Annotated in this window: 21 protein-coding genes; 13 read left to right on the forward strand and 8 right to left on the reverse strand. The window is 36.2% G+C overall.

The features are described 5' to 3' along the window. The first annotated feature begins 424 nt into the window (after positions 1 to 424). On the forward strand, positions 425 to 1186 hold the full coding sequence (locus IEV15_RS14020) for a hypothetical protein (protein ID WP_188363170.1): 762 nt from the start codon (positions 425 to 427) through the stop codon (positions 1184 to 1186). Position 1187: 1 nt separating this feature from the next. On the opposite strand, the gene IEV15_RS14025 is transcribed toward IEV15_RS14020, so the two are convergent. From IEV15_RS14025 to IEV15_RS14035, 3 genes are read right to left on the reverse strand one after another with little or no spacing between them, the layout of a single operon-like run. Next, the gene (locus tag IEV15_RS14025) at positions 1188 to 1424 is read right to left on the reverse strand and encodes a hypothetical protein (protein ID WP_188363171.1); all 237 of its coding nucleotides are present in this window, start codon (positions 1422 to 1424) and stop codon (positions 1188 to 1190) included. 28 nt (positions 1425 to 1452) lie between these two features. Then, the gene (locus IEV15_RS14030) at positions 1453 to 1833 is read right to left on the reverse strand and encodes a Rid family detoxifying hydrolase (protein ID WP_188363172.1); all 381 of its coding nucleotides are present in this window, start codon (positions 1831 to 1833) and stop codon (positions 1453 to 1455) included. Between the two features lie 15 nt (positions 1834 to 1848). Continuing rightward, positions 1849 to 4572, reverse strand: coding sequence for a putative LPS assembly protein LptD (locus IEV15_RS14035; protein ID WP_188363173.1), 2724 nt, complete (start codon positions 4570 to 4572; stop codon positions 1849 to 1851). 83 nt (positions 4573 to 4655) lie between these two features. Here IEV15_RS14035 and IEV15_RS14040 point away from each other — a divergent pair, with 83 nt between their 5' ends. The 8 genes from IEV15_RS14040 to IEV15_RS14075 all read left to right on the forward strand — a co-directional run bounded on the left by IEV15_RS14040 (position 4656) and on the right by IEV15_RS14075 (position 13696). Continuing rightward, positions 4656 to 5834, forward strand: a complete 1179-nt coding sequence (locus IEV15_RS14040) for an N-acetylmuramoyl-L-alanine amidase family protein (protein WP_188363174.1) — start codon at positions 4656 to 4658, stop codon at positions 5832 to 5834. Positions 5835 to 5868: 34 nt separating this feature from the next. Next, positions 5869 to 6834 (forward strand): MlaD family protein, encoded by a 966-nt coding sequence (locus IEV15_RS14045; RefSeq protein ID WP_188363175.1) that lies wholly within the window; start codon positions 5869 to 5871, stop codon positions 6832 to 6834. 6 nt (positions 6835 to 6840) lie between these two features. Next, positions 6841 to 8172 (forward strand): 4Fe-4S dicluster domain-containing protein, encoded by a 1332-nt coding sequence (locus IEV15_RS14050; protein ID WP_188363176.1) that lies wholly within the window; start codon positions 6841 to 6843, stop codon positions 8170 to 8172. 79 nt (positions 8173 to 8251) lie between these two features. Next, positions 8252 to 8698: an LNS2 domain-containing protein gene (locus IEV15_RS14055; protein WP_188363177.1), complete on the forward strand. Its 447-nt coding sequence runs from the start codon at positions 8252 to 8254 to the stop codon at positions 8696 to 8698. A 94-nt stretch (positions 8699 to 8792) separates the two neighbouring features. Then, complete coding sequence (locus tag IEV15_RS14060; protein WP_188363178.1) at positions 8793 to 9584, forward strand: (Fe-S)-binding protein; 792 nt, start codon at positions 8793 to 8795, stop codon at positions 9582 to 9584. Between the two features lies 1 nt (position 9585). After that, positions 9586 to 10194 (forward strand): hypothetical protein, encoded by a 609-nt coding sequence (locus tag IEV15_RS14065; protein ID WP_188363179.1) that lies wholly within the window; start codon positions 9586 to 9588, stop codon positions 10192 to 10194. 13 nt (positions 10195 to 10207) lie between these two features. Then, positions 10208 to 10690, forward strand: a complete 483-nt coding sequence (locus IEV15_RS14070; RefSeq protein WP_188363180.1) for an ABC transporter ATPase — start codon at positions 10208 to 10210, stop codon at positions 10688 to 10690. A 9-nt stretch (positions 10691 to 10699) separates the two neighbouring features. Continuing rightward, entirely contained in the window at positions 10700 to 13696 is a 2997-nt protein-coding gene (locus IEV15_RS14075) for a serine hydrolase domain-containing protein (RefSeq protein WP_188363181.1), read from the forward strand. Between the two features lies 1 nt (position 13697). On the opposite strand, the gene IEV15_RS14080 is transcribed toward IEV15_RS14075, so the two are convergent. The 5 genes from IEV15_RS14080 to IEV15_RS14100 form a co-directional block, all read right to left on the reverse strand. Beyond that, the gene (locus IEV15_RS14080) at positions 13698 to 15053 is read right to left on the reverse strand and encodes a M28 family peptidase (protein WP_188363182.1); all 1356 of its coding nucleotides are present in this window, start codon (positions 15051 to 15053) and stop codon (positions 13698 to 13700) included. Between the two features lie 172 nt (positions 15054 to 15225). After that, positions 15226 to 17016, reverse strand: coding sequence for an acyl-CoA dehydrogenase FadE (locus IEV15_RS14085; protein ID WP_188363183.1), 1791 nt, complete (start codon positions 17014 to 17016; stop codon positions 15226 to 15228). A 105-nt stretch (positions 17017 to 17121) separates the two neighbouring features. Continuing rightward, on the reverse strand, positions 17122 to 18303 hold the full coding sequence (locus tag IEV15_RS14090) for a thiolase family protein (protein WP_188363184.1): 1182 nt from the start codon (positions 18301 to 18303) through the stop codon (positions 17122 to 17124). A gap of 89 nt (positions 18304 to 18392) precedes the next feature. Then, on the reverse strand, positions 18393 to 20783 hold the full coding sequence (locus IEV15_RS14095; protein WP_188363185.1) for a 3-hydroxyacyl-CoA dehydrogenase/enoyl-CoA hydratase family protein: 2391 nt from the start codon (positions 20781 to 20783) through the stop codon (positions 18393 to 18395). Between the two features lie 162 nt (positions 20784 to 20945). Further along, positions 20946 to 21377: a MarR family winged helix-turn-helix transcriptional regulator gene (locus IEV15_RS14100; protein WP_188363186.1), complete on the reverse strand. Its 432-nt coding sequence runs from the start codon at positions 21375 to 21377 to the stop codon at positions 20946 to 20948. A gap of 323 nt (positions 21378 to 21700) precedes the next feature. Between IEV15_RS14100 and IEV15_RS14105 the strand changes: the two genes are divergently transcribed. From IEV15_RS14105 to IEV15_RS14120, 4 genes are all read left to right on the forward strand, one after another. After that, the gene (locus IEV15_RS14105; RefSeq protein WP_188363187.1) at positions 21701 to 22552 is read left to right on the forward strand and encodes a mechanosensitive ion channel family protein; all 852 of its coding nucleotides are present in this window, start codon (positions 21701 to 21703) and stop codon (positions 22550 to 22552) included. A gap of 76 nt (positions 22553 to 22628) precedes the next feature. Continuing rightward, the gene (locus tag IEV15_RS14110) at positions 22629 to 22904 is read left to right on the forward strand and encodes a phosphoribosylpyrophosphate synthetase (protein WP_188363188.1); all 276 of its coding nucleotides are present in this window, start codon (positions 22629 to 22631) and stop codon (positions 22902 to 22904) included. Positions 22905 to 23054: 150 nt separating this feature from the next. After that, positions 23055 to 23444, forward strand: coding sequence for a hypothetical protein (locus IEV15_RS14115; RefSeq protein ID WP_188363189.1), 390 nt, complete (start codon positions 23055 to 23057; stop codon positions 23442 to 23444). 166 nt (positions 23445 to 23610) lie between these two features. Next, complete coding sequence (locus IEV15_RS14120; RefSeq protein ID WP_188363190.1) at positions 23611 to 24834, forward strand: alpha-amylase family glycosyl hydrolase; 1224 nt, start codon at positions 23611 to 23613, stop codon at positions 24832 to 24834. Positions 24835 to 24985 lie beyond the last annotated feature (151 nt).

The raw sequence follows: 24985 nt of genomic DNA on the forward strand, positions 1-24985 counted from the left end.
TAGCTATTATGAACGCACAAACTAGATGGAATGGACAAATTTTTCACTGGTCTGCTATTCAAAATGATTTAAATGCGTATTTTAGTGATAGAATAAAATGAAATGACACAGTTTATTGAACACTCCCCATAGAATATAGACAGGATGTTTGTTTAAACTAAGTACAAATTAGCAATTACTATTCACTAATTACTAATCACTATTCACTAATCACTAATCACTGCCTCTAAAGTAATGAACACCCAATTGTTAATTATTATTCGGTAGTGTAGTAGTAAGTATGTTAAAATTGATTACTTTTATACTACCATAACAGCAAATTTTCCTAAGTAGAAAAAGAGGCGTGCCGCTTTTTCAAACCGGTTATAAATTAATTACAATAAGTTCTTATGTAATCAGTTTGTACACTTAATTAGTATCAATTATGAGAAAAATTGCACCCTTCGTATGTCTTTTTGTTATCTTTTTCAGTTGTGAAAGAAGCATTAAAAAACAAGCTGCTGAAGTAGTATCTTCGGAAGCAACCACAGCAGCCTTGACCTTATCATGTTATGAAATGTCTGACGGCGATTCGCAGGTCAAATTAAAAATAACGGACGTATCCGATTCGATATCCGGCTATTTGAACTATTCCTTGTCCGGAAAAGACAAAAACACCGGCACTGTAAAAGGAGTCATTCAAGGTGCTATTTTTTATGGCGTCTTTGATTTTGTATCAGAAGGCATTGCAAGCAGTAGGGAAGTAGCCTTTAAAATTCAGGAGGGTAGGCTTATTGAAGGTTTTGGTGATATTGAAGTGAGCGGTAATCAAGCAAGATTTAAAAATAAATCGTTACTGACTTTTTCGGAATCTATTGTTTTGCAACAAGTAACTTGTACAGCATCAGAATGTCCGGTAGATTTTGGATATAAAAAATCCTTACTGAGAGAAGGTTGTATTGACACTAGTGCGTTAACTCCTAGATTAAATCCGTTAGAAAATGGAGCTATGGTTAGTGGTGATCCGGCCTTTGTTATTTTTTCAAAAGATTTAGCCACAGCAGAAGTTTTTTTACCCCAAGAAAAGGAAGGATTTCTGTTGACTAAAGGCAAAGATGGGAACTGGACCAATGAAGCGTATCAGTTAATTGCTTGGAAAGGATTTGTACTGCAAAAAAACGGTACGCCTATATTTGGCGGGCAATAAACTATTTTATCTCAATGTTTTTTAGGTAATTGTCCAGCAGTTCGCCGTCTTTAAAGATTTTTTTATACATGATTTCGTTGGTTTCATGATGAAAGTGTACTTCCACAAAAAACGAACTCAACGTATATAATTTTTTAATCACTGATTGCTCTTTTTTCACAGCCACAATGTTCCCTTTCAAAAAAAGGGTATCATATTGTTCTTCGTCAGAAAGTGCTAAAAAGCGAATTAATTTCATTTTGTTCTTCTTAAAAATAGAAAAGTAACTACTTCACAGCAATCATAGAAATTTCTACGTTGACAAACTTAGGCAGTGCACTTACGGCAACCGTTTCTCTGGCCGGAGCTGTTTCTTCGTCAATATATTTTGCGTAAACGCTGTTTACCACCGAAAAGTTATGCATGTCGTTTAAAAATATGGCTGTTTTTACCACATTATTAAAGGTCATATCAGCCTCATTCAAAATTGCTTTTAAATTTTGCATCACCTGATTGGTTTCGTTTTCTATAGAATCTAAGACCATTTCATTGGTTTCAGGATTGATAGCAATTTGTCCGGAAATAAATAGGGTATCGCCACTTAAAATCGCTTGGTTGTAGGGACCGATAGGAGCAGGAGCTTTTGTAGTTCTGATTATTTTTTTCATATGCTTATTTTGAAATTATCGTAAAACGCGATCCGGTAACGAACGTTTTTCATGTTTAATATCACTAAATACTGCTGATTTCACCCCGATATAAAAGCCCCAAAAGGCATTTTCTCCATAAGGTGACCAGTTAAAATCCATTCGCCAACTCAATAAATCTCTTTCAAAACGGAATTGCGTAAAGGTAACGCCTTTTTGTACAAAGTCATATCCTGAAGATATTCCCATTTTCCAACGCGGAGTGATGTCGATATTTCCTGAAACCATCAAAGAGTTTCCGGTTATTCTACTTTCTCTGTTAACGTTGCTGTAGGTTAACGAATAGGCCAAGGTTAAATTCCAAGGCATGACCGCATTGAAAAATTCGGCTATCTTTTCTTCAGAATCATCATCGGAACCAAATTGACTTTGTCTACGGTCAGTAAAATCTACGTTGGTACCAAACAAATCGTCTTCACGACCTCCATTTCGAACCCCTTGTTGCGTACTACTCTTTTCGGGGTCATTTTTATCCTTTGAACTAAAGGAATAATTTAAAGTCATGTTGGCACTGGTCATTCGAAACAAACTACCGCCGTTATCGATATTATAGGTGTTTATTCTTCTTCCAGAATTACTGATTGCATAAGGGTCTAATGTGGTACCGAAATTTACAGCCATTTTATTGTCAAATAAATTGGTTCCACCACTTACTCGTAGCGGTGACCAGCCTAAGGAATCGGCAGCAATATTATAACTGGTTGACAGATTCAAGTTACTTAACAACATGATTTTTTTTGGTTCCGTTTTCGTAGAATCTTTATCGGTTACTTTCGCTTCAAATGAATTACCTAAACTAAAACCAATATTGTTAGAGTTGTTTTTTCCGGGAGCACCAAAAATACCTTGTTCAAAACGCGAATAATCTTGCATTCTACCGGATGCATCCATAGCGTAGGTGTCGTAATATTTTTCAAAACTAGGTGTGTAATTGTACGATACTGCGGGACGAACTACATGCCGAATTGATTGCCACTTTTTATCTTCACCAAAATTAAAGGTACCATAAATCGTGGTTCCCAAACTAGTGTTGAAATCATAGGTTCTAAACGCATCAAAACCATTAACATCTGTGGTAACCACTCTATTTAAATCGGAATCAAAAGTTCTGTTGATTGTTTTAAGGTACCAAACTTCATTGTAATTGGAACCTGCTGAAACACTGAAATACCTGAAAATTTTAAAGTTGGTAGACAAAGGAATACTATGTTGGAAACCGCTTCTGGCATCGCGAAACATTTCCGATTTGAAGAATAAGGAATCCGTTGTTCTTATTCGGTTTTCTCCTCTGATGTTGTATTGTAAGTTAATGTTCTTTATAAGACCTTTTTTGATACCATCTTTAGGAGCAAAGGGAAAAATCCGGTCTACACTTGCTTGAAAAGTCGGCAACGTCATGTTGATTTCTTGCGTGTTGGTATTCTGATTGTGAGTGGCGGTTACCGAAAAGTTCACTTGCGGCACACTATTAAATGTTTTAGAATACGAAATAGAAGAACTTAAGTTGTTATTTAAGTTTGAACCTATATTTACCTGATTTAAAGACTGTTGATAATACCTACTACTTCCTAAATTCACCGACGCAGAAAACCTTGAATTAGGATTGGCTTTCGCATCTTGTGCATGCGACCATTGTATGTTATAAATATTTGTTTTGGAATAATCCGGAAACCCTCTTTCACTTTGAATCAGGTTTTCAAAACGCACATTCAGCGTACCTCTAAAACGGTATTTCAAAGCATAATCACTTTGAAAACGCAGACCATAACTTCCGTTAGTAAAATAATCGCCTAAAATAGCCAAGTCATAATGGTCATTCAAGGCGAGGTAGAGTCCGCCGTTTTGCAAAGAATACCCTTGACGTCTCGTATCTTGAAAAGCAGGAACAATGATACCTGATTGGCTTTTTTCAGACATGGGAAAAAAGGCAAAAGGTAAGAAAAGCGGGGTTGGCACATTAGCAATGTACATATTGGTAAAACCGGTTACTACTTTCTTTCCGGGAACTAATTTAATTTTAGAAGCTAAAAAGTAATACTCGGGGTCGTCAATGTCTTTAGAAGTGGTAATTCGGGCACTTTTTATAAAATAGACGGAGTCATTTTCTTTTTTACTGATTTCTCCTTTGAGTTTGATATCACCTTGTTCGGTTCTAGAATTCCAAATTAAAGCCTTTTTAGTTTTAAAATTAAAACGAATGGAGTCGGGTTCCACCAAATTGGATCCTTGTTTGAATTTTGGGTATTGCGTATATTTTCCAGTTGAATCTTTTATTCTACCGGCATAGATTTCACTTTTTTCATAATCCATGACAATAATTCCCGATTGCAATTCGATATCCAGATAATACAATTCCGCTTGGTCATATAGCGTAATGACTTTATTTTTTTGATCAATTTTTGAATAATCTATTGCTCTGTATTTGATTTTTCCCTCTAACAGTGCTTTTTTAAACGTTTCAGGTAGGGTATCTTTCTTTATGGTATCACTAACAATAAGTGGCGTTACTACTACCGGCGTGATGCTATCTGCCTTGTTTTCAGGGGTTACAACCAGTGGCTTTTTGGGTAACTCTTGTGCCATTGTCTGAAAACTTCCGATTGTTAGGAAAAATGCTGATAAAACGATATGAAATAAGTTTGTACGCAACTGTTTAAATACTATTTTTGTAAAAATGTGGCTTAGTTTTTGAAATGCCAAACTTACATATAAATTTTGGCCAAAATTAAGTAAATAATAAAATTATCGATACAGAGTTTTTATTAAAATTAACTTTTAAAATTATGCAATTGCTCCAACATACTAAATATTTCGTTTTTACCTTATTTCTAATTTCCTCTTTTACCTTGTTTGGTCAAACTAATTCAAAATTTAAAATTGTATTAGATGCCGGTCACGGCGGTAAGGATTTTGGGGCCATTCATCATGGTTTTGTAGAAAAGTCCATTGCTTTAAATGTCACCTTAAAAGTAGGGAAGCTTTTAGAAAAATACAATGATATTGAAATTGTGTATACCCGTAAAACCGATGTTTTTATCGAATTGACGCAACGTGCACATATTGCCAATAGAGCCGATGCTCAATTGTTTGTATCGATTCACTGCAACGGCGTTAAGAGTCACGAACCATCCGGAACAGAAACATTTGTGATGGGATTGACCCGAAATGCCACCAACCTTGAAGTAGCCAAAAAGGAAAACAGCGTTATTACCTTAGAGGCTGACTACAAAGTAAAATATGCCGGTTTTGACCCTAATAATCCGGAAACATTAATTGGTTTAAAAATTATTCAAGAAGAGAATCTCTATCAGAGTATCACACTTGCCAGTAAGATTCAAGATAATTTCACCAATGATTTGAATCGAAAAAACAGAGGTGTGAAACAAGCCCCTATTTGGGTGTTGGATGCAACAGTCATGCCAGGCGTTTTAGTGGAACTTGGATTTCTATCTAATAAAGTGGAGGGAGCTTATCTAAACACAGAAAAAGGCCAAGACGAATTGGCTAAAGCTGTAGCTGAAGGAATTTTGAGTTATAAAAAAGAATATTACGGAACGGCATCAGTTGTTTCAACTCCTGATAAACCCGTAAAACAAGTTGTTGAAAAACCAAATGTTTCGGTTGCAAAACAAGAACCACAGAAAAGCACTCCGGAAGTAAAAGAAACTAAAGTAACACCAGCAAACAAAACATTTGATGCTACTGCTGTCGTTTTCAAAGTTCAACTATCGGCAAGTGGTAAATTATTAGAAACGACACCGGGCAACTTTAAAGGATTGCAACCCATCTCTATTTTTGAAGAGGGCGGTTTGTATAAATATTATTTTCAAGCCACTACCAGTTATAGTGAAGCTCAGCAATTTGTAAAAGCGGCCAAAGAAAAAGGCTATGAAGCTCCCTTTATTGTGGCTTTTAAAGAGGGTAAGAAAATAAAATTAGAAGAAAGCATGAAGAAAAATTAATTATTAAACTAATTTTGCTTAAAACATTTATATTTTGAAACTAACGAAAGAAATTAAAACCGCTATTTTGGTTATCTGCTCCATATTATTATTTATATGGGGCTATAGTTTTTTAAAGGGTACCGATATTTTAACCAGTTACAACACTTTTTATGTGGAATACAACGATGTTGAAGGCTTGGCCTCTTCAGCACCGGTAACCATTAACGGATTGATTATAGGAAAAGTAAAAAGCATCAGTTTTTCTGATAAAAACAACTGGAAACCCATTGTTGAACTTCAAATCAATAATGATTATGAAATTTCAAAATCCAGCATTGCCCGTTTGTATGAACCAGGATTGATTGGAGGCAAGCAAATTCAGATAGTTCCCAACACTAACGATGCTACGCTTGCAAAATCAGGCGATATTTTGAAAGGCGATGTAAAAGCGGGTCTGACGGATTTAGTCAGTGAGCGTTTGACACCGTTACAAGAAAAAATTGAACGTATGATGGTTAGTGCCGATTCGTTATTGATTGGTTTGAATGAAGTTTTGGATGAAAATACCAAAGCGAATCTAAGAAACAGTGTTGTAAAATTGAACGAGGTGCTCACCGGTTTTAGTGAAACATCAAGTTCCATCAATTCGATGTTGGCTGAAAATAAAGCTAAGATAAATTCGACCACCACGAATATGGAAAAAACGACTGCTAACTTTTCTAAAATTTCAGATTCTTTGGCCAAAGCCAACATTGGCGAAACCGTTAAAAAGTTAGAAACTACTTTAGCCAATGTAGATAAAATTATGAACGAAGTGCAGTCGGGCAAAGGAACAATGGGTAAAATGTTTAAAGATGAAACGTTATATAACAATTTTTCTAAGTCATCGAAAGAGTTGGAGTTGTTGTTACAGGATTTGCGATTAAATCCAACAAGGTATGTAAATGTTTCTTTGTTTGGTAAGAAAAACAAACCTTATATTGCCCCGGTAAACGATACGATTTCTAATAAAAAATAATGCTTTATGAGCTATTTAGATAATTTACTTTTTGCTTTAATTCTGCTACTTGGTTTCGGATTTTTTATTTCCAATGTTAAAAAGTTAGTTCGCAATATTAAATTAGGCAAAGACATCAACCGAAACGATAATTCCTCGCAACGTTGGAAAAACATGGCGATGATTGCTCTTGGTCAATCAAAAATGGTCAAACGACCAATAGCCGGAATTTTACATATTATCGTTTATATCGGTTTTGTCATTATCAACTTAGAATTACTTGAAATCATTATCGACGGACTATTTGGTACGCATCGTGTTTTTGCTTTCATGGGTGGTTTTTATGATGTATTAATTGCCTCGTTTGAAATTTTAGCTTTACTAGTTATCATAGCCGTAATCGCTTTCTGGATCAGAAGAAATGCCATCAATTTAAAACGCTTTATAAGTTCTGACTTAAAAGGGTGGCCAAAGTCAGATGCCAATTATATTTTATATTTTGAAATCGTTTTGATGACGCTTTTCTTGGTAATGAATGCGGCTGATTATCATTTGCAACATTTAAGTGGTGGCACTGCGGGTTATCCTATTGCAGGAAGTTTTCCGGTATCGCAATACGTTGCTGTATTTTTTCAGGAAATGGCAACCGGAAGTGTTATTCTAATTGAGCGAACCGCTTGGTGGCTGCACATTGTTGGTATTTTAATCTTTTTGAATTACTTGTATTTTTCCAAACACCTTCATATTTTATTGGCTTTCCCTAATACGTATTTTGGCGATTTGCATCCGAAAGGACAGTTTGACAATTTAGAAAGTGTGACCAATGAAGTAAAATTAATGATGGATCCATCAGCAGATCCTTTTGCGGCTCCTGCCAATCCTGATGCTGTTCCTTCAAAATTCGGAGCGAGTGATGTAACCGATTTGAATTGGGTGCAATTGCTAAACGCTTACACTTGTACCGAATGCGGAAGATGTTCGTCTTCATGTCCGGCTACCCAAACCGGGAAAAAGCTATCTCCCCGAAAAATCATGATGGACACCAGAGATCGTTTGGAAGAGGTAGGCAAAAATATCGATGCTAACAAAGGTACCTTTGTGGATGATGGTAAAGCGTTACTCAATAATTACATCACACCGGAAGAATTGTGGGCTTGTACTTCTTGTAACGCCTGTGTTGAAGAATGCCCGGTAAGCATTAGTCCGTTATCGATAATCATGGACATGCGTCGTTATTTGGTCATGGAACAAAGTGCTGCACCAATGCCATTAAATGCGATGATGACCAACATTGAAAACAACGGAGCTCCTTGGCAATACAATCAAATGGACCGTTTAAACTGGAAAGACGAGAATTAATATATAGGTACAATTCCCATAAAAGTGAGGCTTGGGGTTGTGTCAAATGAATGTGAAATTTTAAATAAAAAACTAAAAAATGAAATCGGAAGACATTGAAAAAAACTTACAAGCGATTACCGAAAACGGACAACATTTAAGTCCGATTTTACCTCCCGGAATTAAAAATTATTTAATTGACATTGACGGAACAATCTGTGATGACATTCCAAACGAAGAACCGGAGCGAATGCTTACAGCAGAGGTATATCCTGATGCGTTAGTAACTTTAAACCGATGGTATGACGAAGGGCATATTATATTCTTTTTTACCTCAAGAACAGAAGCACACCGTGAATATACCGAAACTTGGTTAAAAAAATACGGCTTTAAATATCACGGAATGGTCATGGGAAAACCACGTGGCGGTAATTATCATTGGATAGACAATCACTTGGTAAAAGCAACCCGATATAGAGGAAAATTTACCGATTTAGTAGATAAAGAAGTGACAATTCAAGTTTTTGATGACGAACACCATGAATAAAATTATGATTTTTAGATTGTTAGATTGTTAGATTTTTCGAAATGTCTACTAATCCAAAAATCTATAAATCCAACATATAGCAATACACATTACAATGGCTGAAAATTTAATAGTGCCAACCATGGCAGAAATGATGGCTCAAGGCAAACAACCTGAAGTTTTATTTTGGGTGGGATGTTCCGGTAGCTTTGATGATAGAGCAAAAAAAATTACAAAAGCATTTGTCCGAATTTTAAATAGGGCGAATATCTCTTTTGCTGTTTTAGGAACAGAAGAAAGTTGCACCGGTGATCCGGCTAAACGTGCCGGTAACGAATTTTTATTTCAGATGCAAGCCATGATGAATATTGAAGTCATGAATGCTTATGACGTAAAGAAAATTGTTACCGCTTGTCCGCATTGTTTCAATACTATTAAAAATGAATATCCTGAATTGGGAGGAAAATATGAAGTAGTCCATCACACTCAATTTTTAAAATCGTTATTAGACGATGGAAGATTAACTATTGAAGGTGGTCAATTCAAAGGAAAAAGAATCACCTTTCATGATCCTTGTTATTTGGGGAGAGCCAATAACGTCTATGAAGCTCCGAGAGATTTAATTCAAAAATTAGATGCGGAATTAGTAGAGATGAAACGTTCAAGAGCAAATGGATTATGTTGTGGAGCAGGAGGAGCACAAATGTTTAAAGATGCCGAACCCGGAAACAAAGAAGTAAATATTGAACGAACAGAAGACGCCCTTGAAACCAAGCCTGATATTATTGCAGCCGGATGTCCGTTTTGTAACACCATGATGACTGACGGTGTAAAAAACAAAGAAAAAGAAGCAACGGTAAGAGTAATGGATGTGGCAGAATTGATTGCTAACGCTAATGATTTATAAAATGAAAATTAAATACCTACTTTTTACTTTTTTTATACCAATTTCTTTTTTTGGACAAAATATTGAATCCCTTTATGATATAGTTGCAAAAGAATCTTGTGAATGCATTGTCAACAAAAATTTTGATTTAAAAAATCGAGATTATGAAAAAATTAAATTAGAATTTGGTCTTTGTATTATCAATAGCTATTCAAATCATAAATCCAAATTTGATGAATCGATTGACTTAGACTTTAAAAATTCTAAAATGATGTCAAAGTTTGGAGAAGATGTTGCATTGAAAATGATAAATCATTGTCCAGATAAAATAATTGAATTTGGTAACTTTGAAGGTGATGATGAGGATGAAATTCTTGATAATATTACTTTTGAAGGTGTGTTTTTAGAATCAAAAAAATCTGATTTTCAGATGGTTACAGTGAAGGAAAATAATGGAAGAATCCACACATTGATAGTTTTGACTTTTTTTGAAGATGTAAATCTAATAACAGACAACTTAATTAAAAAAAACGATAAAGTTTCAGTTGAATATTTTGAGCAGGAATTTTATGATCCAAAATTAAATGATTTCAGATACTATAAAGTAATTCAAGGCATAAAAAAAATATAATTATAACAAAAAAATGTATATACCATTTGAAAATCTTCCCGAAGAATCCAAAATTTGGATTTACCAATGCAATAGAAAATTCTCAGATGAAGAAGTGCATCAAATTGAAAATGATTTGATGACTTTTGTTACCGATTGGTCAGCTCACGGAACCGGATTAGAAGCTTCTTTTGTTGTAAAATACAATCGATTTATTATTTTAGCTGTAAATCAGGAGGTTCAAATGGCAACAGGATGCTCCATTGATTCCTCTGTTGCTTTTATTCAAAGTTTAGAACAGAAGTTTTCTGTTGACTTGTTAGATAAAATGAATGTGACCTATAAACAAGGCGAACATATTACACATAAGACACTTACAGATTTTAAAAGAATGGCAAAAGAAAAAGCTGTTTCAGAAAATACGATTGTGTTCAATAATCTCGTTAATACGGTTGGTGAATGGCACGAATATTGGGAAGTTCCTGCTATAGAAAGTTGGCACAGTCGCTTCTTCTAAATCAATCACATGAAATATCGTATTCTTATTTTTCTTTTGGCCATAATTTATGTGCTTTTAAGTGTCGAAGATTTCGAGGCTAAAAAAGTTGTGGCAGTGCATGAAGAAGTTTTACAAAAATCATTTTCTGCTACTGTACCTGAAAAAGTAAAAGAAGAAAAAATCACTTATTTTGAAACCACAGATGCTCAAAAAAAATGGGTAGATAGTGTTTATAAAAGCATGACGCTTGATGAAAAGGTAGGCCAATTATTTATGGTTGCAGCTTATTCCAATAAAGATTCAGCCCATGTTGAATCCATCGATAAGTTAATTGAAGACCACAAAATTGGTGGTTTGATATTTTTTCAAGGTGGCCCGGTTCGTCAAGCCAAATTGACTAACCGGTTTCAAGCCAAATCTAAACTTCCTTTATTTATTGGTATTGATGCCGAGTGGGGCTTGAGTATGCGATTGGATTCCACCTATCGTTATCCTTGGAACATGACCTTAGGGGCGGTTCAAGACATGAAACTAATTGAAAAATTAGGTGCTCAAATGGGCGAACAAAGTAAAAGAATGGGTATTCATTTTAATTTTGCTCCCGTATTAGATATTAATACCAACCCAAAAAATCCAATTATAGGCAATCGCTCCTTTGGTGAAGACAAAGAAAATGTAACCGATCGTGCGTTAGCCTTAATGAAAGGTTTACAAAGTCAAGGTGTTTTTGCTACCGGAAAACATTTTCCCGGTCATGGAGATACTGATAAAGATTCCCATTATACCTTACCAACCATCAGTTTTAATAAAGAACGAATTGATGACGTGGAGTTGTATCCTTATCGCAAGTTGATTAATAAAGGATTGGCAAGTGTGATGGTCGCTCATTTGAATGTGCCTAGTTTAGAAAAACGTTCCAATTATCCTTCTTCGATATCGTATAACATCGTTACCAATATCCTTCAAAAAGAGTTGGATTTTGAAGGTTTAATTTTTACGGATGCCTTAAACATGAAAGGAGCCAGTTCGTTCAAAAAGCCAGGAGATATTGACTTAGAAGCTTTTTTGGCAGGGAATGACATTTTGTTATTTCCGGAGAATGTGCCGGTTGCTATTACTAAAATTAAAGAAGCCCTTCAAACGGGAACGTTGACTGAAAAACGATTGGAGTTTTCTGTTCGAAAGATTTTGGAATACAAATTTAAAGCCGGTTTACATAGTTACCAACCTATTTCTTTATTGAATTTACACAGTGAAATCAATACCATGGAATATGATGCACTGCAGTATGATTTGTATCAGGAAGCAGTAACTGTCTTAAAAAATAAAGACGAAATTTTACCTATCAAAAATCTGGAAAGACAAAAAATTGCCTACGTAAAACTAGGTGACGATATCCATTCTCCTTTTGTAGAAACCTTAAGTCAGTATGCTGAAATAACAGAAGTAACTGATTCCAGTTTACTTGGCATTACTACAAAGCTCAAGGAATTTTCAACGGTAATTATTGGTTTTCACAAAGCTGATGGTGCTTGGAAAAACCACGACTTCAAAGAAAATGAATTGGTGTGGTTGTATGAAATTGCACGTACCAATAAAGTAATCTTAGATGTTTTTGCGAAACCCTATTCTCTATTACAGTTAACAACGACGGAAAACATTGAAGCTATTGTTGTTTCTTATCAAAACAATCCGATTGCTCATTCGGTTTCGGGGCAACTCATTTTTGGAAGCATTGACAGTAAAGGGAAATTGCCGGTTTCTATCAATGAAGATTTTGCCGTCAACCACGGAATACAATTGAAAAAAAATAATCGTCTTGGGTTTGGAGTTCCTGAAAATGTAGGTATGAATTCTTTAATTCTCTCCCGTATTGATTTAATTGCACAAGATGCTATTGATAAAAGAATGGCTCCCGGCATGCAAGTGCTTGTTGCCAGAAAAGGAAAAGTAATTTATCAAAAGGCTTTTGGTCATCACAATTATGACAAACGTACAGAAGTAAAAAATACGGACATCTATGATGTGGCTTCATTGACAAAAATCATGGCCACTTTACCGGCTATGATGCAACTTTATGAGAGAGGTTTGGTTAACATGGATACCAAGTTGGGCGAAATGCTTCCCGTTTTTAAAGGAACAGATAAAGAGAAAATAAATTTTAAAGATTTTCTTTCGCATTATGCTCGTTTACAACCTTGGATTCCTTTTTATAAAACCACATTAGATGCAAATAAAAAACCTTTAGATAACTATTATAGAAAATCATATAGTAACGATTTTTCATTGCAAGTAGCCGAAAATTTATACATGCGTAACGATTATCGTGATACCATTTTGAAAATCATTGCCGATAGTAAGTTGTTGCCAAAAAGAGAATACAAATACAGTGATTTTACGTTTATCGTCCTTAGAGATTATATCGAAAAAACCACCGGAAAAACCTTAGATGTATTGGTTCAAGAAAACTTTTATCAATCCATTGGTGCTCATTATACGATGTATAATCCGTTGCGTAAATTTGATATGAGTGTTATTCCGCCCACAGAAGATGATACCTATTTTAGAAACCAACGCATTCAAGGTTATGTTCACGATATGGGAGCTGCTATGAATGGTGGTGTTGATGGACATGCCGGTATTTTTTCGAATGCCATGGATATGGCCAAAATGATGCAATTGTATTTGCAAAAAGGAACTTACGGTGGTAAAACTTATTTTTCTAAAAAGACATTTGAAGATTTTAATACCTGTTATTTCTGTTCTGAAGGGAATAGAAGAGGTTTAGGGTTTGACAAACCACAATTAGGAACAGCAGGACCTACATGTGGTTGTGCTTCTATGACCAGTTTTGGTCACACCGGTTTCACCGGAACAATGGCATGGGCTGATCCTGAGCAGGAAATTGTTTATATCTTTTTGTCGAACAGAACTTTCCCGGACTCTAATGCTCCAAATAATTTATCAAAAAACAACGTTAGAGAACGCATTCAGCAAGTTATTTATGATGCGATTGAGAAATAATTTAATTTCTCCTAAAAGTAGTTCGAATAATATCACTCGGAAAAACCACCACGCTTTCATGTCCGTTTTTATGAACGGCAGCGACACCAAAATAGAAGTTGTCAATCACAATTCCTTCTAGTTCAAAATTATCTACATTGCCCACAAATCGGCTAAATTCCCATTGAGGAGATGTTGTATATCGCCAGTAGATTTTATAGCCAACAATTGATGGGTCTTCTGTTTTGGTCCAACGAAGTTTTGTATTTGGCTCAACGATTCCGCCAATCAATACGTTAGTTGGAGCAGGAGGGGCCCAAGCTAGAGAAGCCAAATTAATTGCGTTTACAGCTGTTAGTTTTCTAGCATAATCAAAATTTACACCTTCAATCACATCGCCATACTTGATGCCGTTTTCTGTTCTAAGGTTTTGGTGTTGCCGGTTATAATTTTCATGAGCTTCCATAATTCGTAATGCCGGATATCCTACATCATTGAAAGGTCTGTGGTGTCCGCCTCTTCCAAATCGATCCAAACGATACACCAACATTGGATTCATTTCCGGCATATACGTTTGTGTTTGTTTGTGCACATAACGAGCCAATTGTCTTGAAATTCCATCCACTTCACCACCGTAAAAGCGACGCATGTTTCGTTCGCGTTCCGTTTCTGTAGGTGGTGTAGGTTCCGAAAAAATTCGAAACGTTCGATTGTCAATAACACCATCAACTCCTTCAATATTTCCTATCATGTCGTTATTGAATACTCCAATAATTTCCCAGTTGTTTTTCTTCGCATATTCCGCAAAACCTTTACCACCGAATAATCCTTGTTCTTCACCAGCTAAACCCAGATAAATGATGCTGTTTTCAAACTGGTATTTCGACAAAACTCTTGCGGCTTCTATAGTTCCCGCCATTCCTGATGCATTATCATTTGCTCCCGGTGCATCTCCCATAAAATCCATAGTATCTGAATTACGCGAGTCAATATCGCCAGTCATAATAATGTATCGATTTGGGTATTTTGTTCCCTTTTGAATGGCTGCAACATTCACAATCCAAGTATCTTTTGGGATTCGTTCCCCATCATTAGTAGTAACATAATCTTTTTGATAAAAGACATTCAAACAGTTTTTGCAATCTTTGGAAATTTTTTCAAATTCCGATTTAATCCAACGTCGAGCTGCTCCGATTCCTCTGGTGGATGAGACGGTATCACTAAATGTATTTCTTGTACCGAAGTTGGCTAATGTGTTTATGTCTTTTTCAATTCTTTCAGCGGATACCGCATTTATAATATCATAAATACGTGAATCTGTTTGCCCATGAAACGAAAAGCCAATCAAAACAAATAGGAGGGAGAGGGTTGTTCTCATTTTTGTAAATTTTTGGAAAACACTAAAGTACTACACAAAAAAGAATTACCATCCTTTTTCTATTTATTTTACTTATAGAAAGGTTTGAAATTGTTATTATTCAAGAATTAAGGAAAAAAAACCACGTTTTAAAAACGTGGCCTTTTAAATAATCAAACTAAACTAAAAATTATTAAAAGCAGTAACTGTTTTCAGCTACTAATTTCGTGGTAATTGTTTCTCTTAAACCAACAATGTTAGGCATATTGGTGTATTTTGTAAAGCGACGTAATCCCATTAACATCATGCGTTGTTCGTCACCTTCGGCAAATGAAATGATGCTTTCTTTTCCTTTTTGTGCCACTACATCAACGGCTTTGTATAAATATAATTTTGCCATCGCAATTTGTTCTTTGGCTTTATCTTCGCCTACTTTTTTGGCTAATTTTTCAGTACGCAAAACAGTACTTTCTGCAATGTATATTTCAATCAACATATCGGCTGCAGCCATCAATAATTGTTGGTGTGCATCCAAATCCATTCCGTATTTTTGAACCGCTGCTCCGGCAACCATTAAGAAGGCTTTTTTCAATTTGCCCACCATTTCTTTTTCCTCCGAAAATAATTCAGAATAATCCGGAGTGTCAAACGATGGAATTCCCATTAATTCTTCCTGCACTTTCATCGCCGGACCTAGAAGATCAACATGACCTTTCATTGCTTTTTTAATCAGCATTCCAACCGAAAGCATACGGTTAATTTCGTTTGTACCTTCATAAATTCTGGCAATTCGGGCATCTCTCCAAGCACTTTCCATTGGTGTATCTTCGGAGAATCCCATTCCTCCATAGATTTGAATTCCTTCATCTGCACAATTTTGAACATCTTCTGAAACCGCTACTTTTAAAATGGAACATTCGATAGCGAATTCTTCTACACCTTTTAATTCGGCTTCCTGATGCGTTGCACCCTCTGCTTCACGCAATTTAATTCTGTTTTCGATATCTTTTGCTGCACGATAGGTAGCACTTTCTCCCGCATAAGCAGAAGTTGCCATTTCCGCTAATTTATAACGAATAGCTCCAAATTGAGCGATTGGAGTGTTGAACTGAATTCTTTCATTTGCATAATTGATAGCGTTGGAAGTCACACGCCGTTGAGCGTCCAAACAAGCCGCTGCCAATTTGATTCTACCTACGTTTAATGCATTCATGGCAATTTTGAAACCTTCGCCACGAGCGGCTAACATATTTTCAACAGGAACTTTTGTGTCAGAAAAGAAAACTTGACGAGTAGAGGAGGCACGAATACCTAATTTATGCTCTTCTTCGTTCATCGTGATTCCGTTGGACGGATCATTTTCTACAATAAAACCGGTAATATTTTTATCATCCTCAATACGAGCAAAAACAATGAATACTGAACAAAATCCGGCATTGGAAATCCACATTTTTTGTCCGGTAATGTTATAATATTTTCCATCTGCTGACAAAACAGCTTTCGTTTTTCCTGAATTGGCATCAGATCCCGCACCCGGTTCAGTTAAACAATAGGCACCAAACCATTCACCTGAAGCTAACTTAGGAACATATTTTTTCTTTTGTTCTTCAGTTCCGTACAAAGTAATTGGCATTGTTCCAATTCCTGTATGAGCACCAAAAGCAGTTGAAAATGAACCGGTTGCCCCTGAAATGTAGTCGCATACTAAACACGTATCAACAAATCCCATTCCCATTCCACCGTAAGCTTCGGGAACGGCAACGCTTAAAAAGCCCATTTCTCCGGCTTTTCGCATTACTTCTTCGGTAAATGCAAAATCTTTCTTTTCAAATCGGTCTTTGTTTGGCCAAATTTCTTTGTCAACAAATTCTTTCACCGAATCACGCATCATAATTTGCTCTTCTGAGAAATCTTCGGGTGTGAATACGTTTTCACATTTGGTTTCTTTTACCAAAAACTGTCCGCCTCTTGTTATGTCTTCCATAATTAGTTTTTTAATCTTTTATTTTTTTTGAACACAGATTTAAAAAATTAGAGAAATTTTTAAAATTTTATAAATTTCTTAAATCCGTGTTCCTTTGTTTTTTAGTTATAGTAATTCAAAAACCCCAGCAGAACCTTGACCGGTTCCCACACACATACTCACAATTCCGTATTTACTTCCTCTTAAACGCATTTCATCAAATAATTGAACAGACAATTTTGCACCTGTGCAACCCAGTGGATGACCCAATGCAATCGCTCCACCATTCACATTTACGATGTCAGGATTTAAGCCTAATTCCCGAACTACGGCTAATGATTGTGATGCAAACGCTTCATTTAATTCGATTAAGTCGATGTCATTTAATGTCAAACCTGCTTGTTTTAATGCTTTCGGAATAGCTTTTACCGGACCGATTCCCATAATTCTTGGTTCAACACCGGCAGAGGCGAAATTGACTAATCTTGCGATAGGTTTTATGCCTAATTCATTGACTAATTCTTCACTCATAATTAATACGAAAGCAGCACCATCACTCATTTGTGATGAATTTCCGGCAGTTACAGAACCATCAGCAGCAAATACCGGTTTTAGTTTTGATAAGGCTGCAACGTTTGTATCTGCTCTTGGACCTTCGTCTTTTTTTACGACATAGGATTTTGTTTCTTTTTTACCATTTTCATTGATGAATGTTTGTTCAACCGTGATTGGTACGATTTGTTTATCAAATTTCCCTTCCGCTAGAGCTTTTAAAGCTTTTTGATGGGAATTAAATGCAAATTCGTCTTGGTCTTCGCGAGACACGTTAAATTGTTTTGCAACGGCTTCGGCGGTTAAACCCATTCCCCAATAATAATCCTCGTTACCCGATGCGGCAACGGCATAATCCGGTGTTGGTTTATAGCCACCCATTGGAATAAAACTCATACTTTCGGCTCCACCAGCAATGATACAATCGGCCATTCCGGATTGAATTTTAGCTGTCGCCATTCCGATGGTTTCTAAACCGGATGCACAATAACGATTCACGGTTACACCCGGAACATCGGTTACTTTTAATCCCATTAAGGAAATTAAGCGACCTACGTTTAGACCTTGTTCGGCTTCGGGCATTGCGTTTCCAACCATAACATCGTCGATGCGTTTTTTGTCGAAGTCGGGAAATTGAGCCATTAAATGTTCAATTGTTTCGGCTGCTAATTCGTCTGGACGTTTGAAACGGAAAACCCCTTTAGGTGCTTTACCAACTGCAGTACGAAATCCTGATACTATATATGCTGTTTTCATTTTATTTGTTTTTTAAGAATATAGAAAATAGAGTATAGAGAATAGATTTTATCAGTCAAGTCTATATTCTATTTTCTTTTTTCTATTATCTAATTTCTTAATGGTTTTCCTTTTGTCAACATAAATTGAATACGCTCCAACGTTTTTCTTTCAGTACAAAGTGATAAAAATGCTTCGCGTTCAAGATCTAAAAGATACTGCTCACTCACCAACGTAGGTTCTGATAAATCGCCACCAGCCATTACATACGCTAATTTGTTGGCAATTTTTCGATCGTGTTCCGAAATGTATTTTCCGGCTTGCATTTGGTCAGTTCCCACTAAGAACATTCCTAAAGCTTGTTTTCCTAATACTTTTATGTCTTTGCGTTGAACGGGTTGAGTGTAACCTTGTTCTGCCATTTGTAAAGCGACTTGTTTCGCAACCGCAATTTGACGATCACGATTTACAACTACAATATCTTTTCCTTTTTGGAGAATACCTAAATCAAAAGCTTCATAAGCAGAAGTGGCTACTTTTGCCATTCCGATGGTTAGGAAATATTCTTGTAAAACATTCAATTCCACATCATTTTTACGGAATAAATCGGAGGCACGAACGGTCATTTCTTTGGAACCACCGCCGCCGGGAATTACACCGACACCAAATTCAACTAAACCAATGTAGGTTTCTGCAGCAGCAACCACTCGGTCGGCGTGCATACTCATTTCGCAACCACCGCCAAGTGTCATACCGTGTGGAGCAACGATAACCGGAATAGAGGAGTAGCGGCAACGCATCATCGTGTCTTGGAACATTTTGATTGCCATATTCAATTCGTCATATTCTTGTTCAACTGCCATCATAAAAATCATACCGATGTTGGCACCTACCGAGAAATTAGTTCCTTGGTTTCCAATCACTAATCCATTATATTCTTTTTCGGCTAAATCGATGGCTTTGTTGATGCCTTGTAAAACACCACCACCAATCGTATTCATTTTGGAATGGAATTCTAAGTTTAAAATACCATCACCTAAATGATGAATTGTGGCATCGGAATTACCCCAAACTTTATGGCTTTCTCTAATATTATTTAAGATGATAAACGCATCTTGACCCGGAATTTTTTCTTGTGATTTGGTTGGAATACTATAATAATGAGTCGCTCCATTTTTAACCGTATAAAAAGACGCATTTTCGGAAGTCACCATTTCTGAAACCCAAGCGGCAGGTTCATAACCTTCGGCTTTGATTAGTTCAATTCCTTTGGCGACACCGATGCTGTCCCAAATCTCGAATGGACCATTTTCCCAACCGAAACCGGCTTTCATCGCATCATCAATTTTATATAATTCATCTGAGATTTCAGGAATTCTGTTCGAACAATACGCAAACATTGCCGCAAAATTCTTTCTGTAAAAATCACCGGCTTTGTCTTTTCCTTTCACCAAAACGCGGAAACGATCAATAGGTTTGTCGATTGTTTTGGTTAATTCTAAGGTAGCAAAGGATGCTTTTTTTGCGGCTCTATATTCTAAAGTATCTAAATCTAAGGATAAAATTTCTTTTCCTTCTTTTTTGTAAAAACCTTGACCGGTTTTGCTTCCCAGCCATTTATTTTCCATCATTTTATCAATGAAAGAAGGTAATTTGAATAAATCGTGGGCTTCGTCATTTGGACAGTTTTGGTGAATTCCGTTTGCTACGTGGACTAAGGTATCTAAGCCGACCACATCAACGGTTCTGAACGTTGCCGATTTTGGTCGACCAATTACCGGACCGGTTAATTTATCTACTTCTTCAACAGTTAACCCCATCTCTTTCACTTGGTGAAACAAACTCATGATGCCGAAAATTCCAATTCGATTACCAATAAAAGCCGGAGTATCTTTGGCTACGACCGATGTTTTTCCTAAAAATTGTGAACCGTAATTAGTTAAGAAATCTAAAACGGTTTGACTCGTTTTTGGTCCCGGAATGATTTCAAATAATTTTAAGTATCGAGCCGGATTGAAGAAGTGCGTTCCACAGAAATGCTGTTGAAAATCTTCTGTTCTGCCTTCGCTCATAAATTGAATCGGAATTCCGGATGTATTGGAAGTGACTAATGTTCCGACTTTTCTATATTTATCCACTTGTTCGAAAACGAGTTTTTTGATATCTAATCTTTCCACAACCACTTCGATGATCCAATCTACTGAAGCGATTTTTGGCATATCATCCGTTGTATTTCCGGTAGTAATTCGGTTCGCAAATTTCTGACTGTAAATAGGAGAGGGGTTCGACTTTAAGGCATTTGTCAAACTTTCATTCACAATGCGATTGCGAACTGCTTTGCTTTCTAAGGTAAGACCTTTCTTTTCTTCAGCTTCGGTTAAAGCATTTGGAATGATGTCCAACAAAAGTACTTCGACACCGATGTTTGCAAAATGACAGGCAATACCGGAACCCATAATTCCGGAACCGATGACAGCCACTTTTTTGATAGTTCTTTTCATTTTTTATTTCTTATTGCGGTATCGAGTTACGAGTTTCGGGTTACGAGTTTCGAGTTACGAGTTTCCGCTGGTTCTATTTGTTACTTCTTTTACAACAGTTTGGAAATTATAAAAATCTAAACGCCACTGTCTTTTTTCTTTTCTCTTTCTTCTATTTTCTTTCTAAAAAATCTTCTTTTCATTAATCAACTCCGTAATCACATCAGCGACTTCGATAAAATTTTGTAATTTTTCATCGGATACGTTTTGACGAATGACTTCATTAAATTTCAGTACGGTATTTCGGGATAATTCTCTTTTTTCTTTTCCTAAGTCGGTAAGGTAGATTAAAACACCACGACCATCATCGGGATTTTTCTTGCGAATGATTAAGCCCTTTTCCTCTAATGTTTTCAAGGTTCTGGTAAGACTTGTTGCTTCCATTCCCATTCGGTTACTGATGTAGGAGGAAGGCGTTCCTTCTTCTTTATCGATACTAAGCAAAGCAAACCCGATAGCCATTGAGCCGTCAAATTTAGACGCTTCTTCGTTGTACATTCTGGCGACTGATTGCCAAGTTGCCCGAAGGATATAATCTATTGTTTTATCTTTCATATTTTACGCAAACGATTTCAAATATAGTACTTTTTATTATGCACGCATAGTAAATTGTAAATTTTAACATTTATAAAGTTAGTTATAAAAATCGATGTAGCAGTAGAACAGTAAAAGTTTCGTAAAAGTTTTCGTCGCATTAAAGTCAAACTATTGTCGAACTACTGACGGTGTATTGTCGACATAGGGCAAAATGATTATGGAGTATAATTTATTACTAGTATAACTGCAACTAGTTATAAATTCGTATTTTTATAAAAAAACTTATTAAAATACTAGTTAGCAATCCAACTGCTACAAAAAAGAATTCCAAATAACAGTATATGGAAGCAGCAATCGATTTCTACAACCAAATGGTTGCGTACTTTAGAGCTAATTATATCAACTTTATATTTATAGTTGTTTTCTTAGTAGGTGGATTTATGATTTCCGGTTTTATCCAACGTAGGGTGAGGTTGCGATTGGATTCGAAATCTCCAAATCACATCACGGCCAACTTCACTTCACAATTGATTGGCTTTACACTCAAAGCGATGGTTGTTTTTGTTACGATGTACTTGTTGGGATTGAATTCGTTTACCAATAAATTATTAGCAGGTGCCGGATTATTAACTTTTGTTGTTGGTTTTGCGTTAAAAGATATCGGTGAAAACTTCTTGGCAGGAATCATTCTTGCCTTTAAGAGTCCGTTTCGTTTAGATGATTTGATTGAAATAAACGGAATTGTAGGGCATGTAAAAGACATCAGTATAAGAGAAACCTTAGTTAAAACTCCTGATGGAAAGGATGTGTTTATTCCCAATTCCATTATACTCAAAAATCCTTTGTACAATTATACGCTAGATGGTTTTTTGAGGTATGAGTTTACATTGGGCATCGCCTATGCTAGTGACCCTACAGCGGCGATACAAATCCTACTCAAAACAGTAAATCAAGTAGAAGGCGTGCTAAAAGGAGATAAACAACCCAACATTACAATTAGCGAATTCACTTCAAGCAATATTACAATTAAAGTGATGTTTTGGATCAATACGTTTAAAGCTACCCGTCGGTCGGTTCACAACAGTATCCGCTCGCAAGTGATGAACGATGTGGTTGCGGCCTTGATTGCTAATGGTTTTAGTGTGCCTACCTCATTTGTTGAGGTCAAGATTTTAAATGGCATAGAGGAGTAAGTCGAAATTTAAACCCAACAAAAAAGTATATTTTACGTTTACTAATGTAACCAATCAAAAAATTAAAACCAATACTATGGATACTTTATCAGAAGTAATGAATAGATTAAACCAAGAAGGTTATCGAGGGAATATACATATAGAAGATTTGAAATTGTTGCGTCCTTCAGATTGGGTGATTGATGACATCTTTCGTTTTGAAGGCTTCACCAATCCCTCTGACAACAGTATTCTCTATGCTATCAGCAAAAAAGACGGTTCACAGAAAACCTTATTGGTGAATGCGTATGGAATGGATTCGGAAGAGGAGATCAACTCATTTGTGGATCAAGTGACAGGGTCCGAAGGGTAGTGGTGAAATTAAGATAGGAGTGAAGAATGTTTTGGAAGAAGAAGAGAAAAATATATGATTAATTGATTATTTTGTAAATGCTGTAAAATAAAGCCGTTGTAGATATAGCCAATCACTATCGTATTTTTAAATTTTAAAGAACCCTTACTAATGCTACATGAATTAGCACGAGTCACACTTATTGCGTTTGGAATCTTCTTCATCCTAACAGGTGGGCTGATGCTATTCAAGCCAAACACAGCTAGAGCTATATTGAGAAAAGTGGGAAGCACCAACTTTATCAACTATGCAGAAATTACCATTCGGATGATTCCGGCTGTAGCATTCCTTATCGTTGCAGAGCAGGTACAGTATACTACTTTTTTCAAATTGGCGGGTTGGTTTATGTTGCTAACATCATTTGTGCTTTATTTTGTTCCGAGAACGTTACATCATGCTTTTTCCAACAGGTGTGCTGATTTTTTAAAGCCGGTTTATTTTCAAATGATCGCTCCATTTTCAATGTTGATTGGTGGATTGTTACTTTGTTCGGTGTTGTGAGTTTTTTTACATTAAAGCATTGAAAAAGTTGTAAAAGCACATTAAAATAAAACAAAATTGACTAAAGTCCCGTAATTTTGTGTAAACGTAATCTTTTCCATAAGTTAGCGTTTAGTTAGTCATTTGTAAAACTGTTTAAAAAAAACATAGTCATCACCCCAAATCAATGAAAAAAATACTTCCATTAGTTATATTAGTAAGCTTATTTTTTAATTGCAGTAAAAATGAGGGTTCCTCTACCATTGACACACCCGAATTTACGGTTCCTGACACCAAGGATATTGTAATGTATGAAATCAATATAGGGTCATTTAGTGCTGCAGGAGATATTAATGGTATAACCAATCGATTGAACCATTTACAAACGTTAGGAATTAACACCATTTGGTTGATGCCCATTCACCCCATTGGGACGGTTAACTCTTTTGGTTCTCCGTATTGTGTAAAAGATTATCAGGGTGTCAATCCGCAGTTGGGGAACTTCAATGACATAAAAAATTTAGTAGCAGCAGCTCACGAAAGAAATATGGCGGTTATCTTGGACTGGGTTGCCAATCACACGGCTTGGGACCATCCATGGATTACGGAACATCCCAATTGGTATACCCAAGACGGGATGGGAAATATTATTCATCCCGCGGGAACAAACTGGACCGATGTGGCCGACTTAAACTTTACCAATGTAGCCATGCGAGCAGAAATGATTGCTGCGATGAAGTTTTGGATTACAGAAGCCGGTATTGATGGATTCAGATGTGATGCGGCCGATTTGGTTCCGTTTGATTTTTGGCAACAAGCCATCACTTCGTTACAAAGTAGCACGCCAAAAAACTTGCTATTTTTAGCTGAAGGTACAAGAAACGATCATTTTTCGGCCGGATTTCAAATGAATTTTGGTTGGGACTTTTACAATACCGTGAAAAGTATTTTTGTTTCTAACGGCAATGCGGGACAACTGTATGCTACACACCTTAGTGAAAACGAACCCGTTCCTTCAGGAAAAAGAAAACTACGGTTTACCACCAACCATGATTTGTCTAACGAACTCACGCCAATTGGTGTATTTGGCACTAAAAAAGCGGCATTGGCAGCTTCAGCGGCTACGTTGTTCATGAATGGTACACCGTTACTCTATTCGGGACAGGAGGTAGGCGTGAGTAATCCAACTCTTTATACCTCCGGACAAACGATTTCATGGAATTCCAATGCGGATATGTTGGTGGCCTATCGAGCGTTGTTGCAGTTTTACAGCAGTTCGGATGTGGCTAAAAATGGGACGCTTAATTATGTGAACCATCCGGATTTGATTGTTTTTGAAAAGACGTTAGGCGATGCAAAATTACTTGTAGTAATCAACAGTAACTGTTGCACAACCTTTTCAAAAAACTAAATTTTCATACTACTCATAATAAACAACCTCGTTTAGTGCTTTCTAAGCGAGGTTTGTTTTTTGAAGGAAGTTAGTATTCCTAAAAAAAGTAAGGCTTAGAAAGTACCTTTTTACGTTTAAAATAATGGTTTTTAAACATGTTGATAGCTTT

Source organism: Flavobacterium orientale (assembly GCF_014638005.1).
In the GTDB taxonomy this organism is placed as follows: domain Bacteria; phylum Bacteroidota; class Bacteroidia; order Flavobacteriales; family Flavobacteriaceae; genus Flavobacterium; species Flavobacterium orientale.

Bases quoted from the DNA above. Each gene is read 5' to 3' on its own strand.
- IEV15_RS14020 (WP_188363170.1), top strand. From the start codon at position 425: ATGAGAAAAATTGCACCCTTCGTATGTCTTTTTGTTATCTTTTTCAGT.
- IEV15_RS14025 (WP_188363171.1), bottom strand. From the start codon at position 1,424: ATGAAATTAATTCGCTTTTTAGCACTTTCTGACGAAGAACAATATGAT.
- IEV15_RS14030 (WP_188363172.1), bottom strand. From the start codon at position 1,833: ATGAAAAAAATAATCAGAACTACAAAAGCTCCTGCTCCTATCGGTCCC.
- IEV15_RS14040 (WP_188363174.1), top strand. From the start codon at position 4,656: ATGCAATTGCTCCAACATACTAAATATTTCGTTTTTACCTTATTTCTA.
- IEV15_RS14050 (WP_188363176.1), top strand. From the start codon at position 6,841: ATGAGCTATTTAGATAATTTACTTTTTGCTTTAATTCTGCTACTTGGT.
- IEV15_RS14055 (WP_188363177.1), top strand. From the start codon at position 8,252: ATGAAATCGGAAGACATTGAAAAAAACTTACAAGCGATTACCGAAAAC.
- IEV15_RS14060 (WP_188363178.1), top strand. From the start codon at position 8,793: ATGGCTGAAAATTTAATAGTGCCAACCATGGCAGAAATGATGGCTCAA.
- IEV15_RS14065 (WP_188363179.1), top strand. From the start codon at position 9,586: ATGAAAATTAAATACCTACTTTTTACTTTTTTTATACCAATTTCTTTT.
- IEV15_RS14070 (WP_188363180.1), top strand. From the start codon at position 10,208: ATGTATATACCATTTGAAAATCTTCCCGAAGAATCCAAAATTTGGATT.
- IEV15_RS14075 (WP_188363181.1), top strand. From the start codon at position 10,700: ATGAAATATCGTATTCTTATTTTTCTTTTGGCCATAATTTATGTGCTT.
- IEV15_RS14080 (WP_188363182.1), bottom strand. From the start codon at position 15,053: ATGAGAACAACCCTCTCCCTCCTATTTGTTTTGATTGGCTTTTCGTTT.
- IEV15_RS14085 (WP_188363183.1), bottom strand. From the start codon at position 17,016: ATGGAAGACATAACAAGAGGCGGACAGTTTTTGGTAAAAGAAACCAAA.
- IEV15_RS14090 (WP_188363184.1), bottom strand. From the start codon at position 18,303: ATGAAAACAGCATATATAGTATCAGGATTTCGTACTGCAGTTGGTAAA.
- IEV15_RS14095 (WP_188363185.1), bottom strand. From the start codon at position 20,783: ATGAAAAGAACTATCAAAAAAGTGGCTGTCATCGGTTCCGGAATTATG.
- IEV15_RS14100 (WP_188363186.1), bottom strand. From the start codon at position 21,377: ATGAAAGATAAAACAATAGATTATATCCTTCGGGCAACTTGGCAATCA.
- IEV15_RS14105 (WP_188363187.1), top strand. From the start codon at position 21,701: ATGGAAGCAGCAATCGATTTCTACAACCAAATGGTTGCGTACTTTAGA.
- IEV15_RS14110 (WP_188363188.1), top strand. From the start codon at position 22,629: ATGGATACTTTATCAGAAGTAATGAATAGATTAAACCAAGAAGGTTAT.
- IEV15_RS14115 (WP_188363189.1), top strand. From the start codon at position 23,055: ATGCTACATGAATTAGCACGAGTCACACTTATTGCGTTTGGAATCTTC.
- IEV15_RS14120 (WP_188363190.1), top strand. From the start codon at position 23,611: ATGAAAAAAATACTTCCATTAGTTATATTAGTAAGCTTATTTTTTAAT.